Source organism: Peribacillus sp. CSMR9 (assembly GCF_033141925.1).
Lineage (GTDB): Bacteria > Bacillota > Bacilli > Bacillales > DSM-1321 > Peribacillus > Peribacillus simplex_A.
On record NZ_JAOPHO010000200.1, the window covers coordinates 1 to 1,111 of the forward strand.

General features: G+C 32.8%; 2 protein-coding genes. Both read left to right on the top strand.

The window, feature by feature from the left end:
- Positions 1 to 160 precede the first annotated feature (160 nt).
- Complete coding sequence (locus N9I19_RS24875; RefSeq protein WP_317779352.1) at positions 161 to 490, top strand: helix-turn-helix domain-containing protein; 330 nt, start codon at positions 161 to 163, stop codon at positions 488 to 490.
- A 128-nt stretch (positions 491 to 618) separates the two neighbouring features.
- A complete protein-coding gene (locus N9I19_RS24880) occupies positions 619 to 984 on the top strand; it encodes a hypothetical protein (protein ID WP_317779353.1) in 366 nt (121 codons plus the stop codon).
- Positions 985 to 1,111 lie beyond the last annotated feature (127 nt).

The window sequence follows — 1,111 nt, forward strand, 5'->3', positions numbered from 1 at the left end:
AAGTCTTATGCTTTTAAGATTATTTTGTTTAAGAAAAGCTTTATATAATACATAAAGGTATTTTGTCCCGCCACTCCGAATATGTAATTAAGTTATAGCATTTCCCTTGATGAACATAGAATCTAAGAATAAGTGCTTTTTGTGATGGAGGTAAAGACAGATGCTGGAACATTTAGGTCAACAAATTCGGCAATTAAGGGTACGAAAAGGAAAAGGTTTAAATGAATTTGCAAAAGAACTTCATGTGTCAGCAGGGTATTTAAGTAATTTAGAAACGGGGAAATCAGATAATATTAAGTTGGATGTTTTAGAGAGGATTCAAGATGAGTTAAAGGTTTTGCCCCTTGATACTACCTCTTCATTTTCACAACGTCTTAGGAGAATTGAACAAAGTCTCGCTGAACTTGAAAAAATTGATCCACTTTATGCTGAGTTTCTAATCCAAAATCTCGAGACCAGCATAGAGTGGATTAAAGAAAACAAAAAATAACCTTATAAAAAAATTATATGCTTGGTTGCACCATTTATTCATTATTATAAACAATTGTTTATAATAATGAATAAATGGTTATTTTTTTGGTTAAAATGATTTTATAGACGATAAAGGGGGAAATAAGCATGAAAAAGATGTCAGTAAAAGAAATGTTGGAAACTCTGCATGAGGAGCGAATTTTATCCCTGAAAAGAAAGCTTCAACGGTATAAAAAAGAAGGGTCATTATTTTTTAAGGGATCTATTCATGATATGGATTGGAATAATCCAATGGAGCTTTATTATGCATTGTCTCCAGGTACTATTCAATACCGTAATGCATTTCCAGTTCCGTCCTCTCACTATTGGAGATTAATAAATCATCAGAATCCATGGAAACTATTGTCTTCTTATTACCAAGGTTATTATAAAACTAAAAAAATCCCCAATAAATGGGCTGGCAATCTTTATATCTATAAAGGCGAAAATTATATGTGGTTTTTTATTCAGTAATATTTTTCAGAGCTGTGGACTTCGACTATGCCTTAAAGGATCATTATTATCTTCATCAGTTGAATTACTTGGCGGTGGCGGCGGTCTTGGACAGTTGCTGGAAATGGGCAGATCACTTGGACAAATG

Excerpts from the sequence above, each read along its gene's own strand:
- N9I19_RS24875 (WP_317779352.1), top strand. The coding sequence starts at position 161 with ATGCTGGAACATTTAGGTCAACAAATTCGGCAATTAAGGGTACGAAAA.
- N9I19_RS24880 (WP_317779353.1), top strand. The coding sequence starts at position 619 with ATGAAAAAGATGTCAGTAAAAGAAATGTTGGAAACTCTGCATGAGGAG.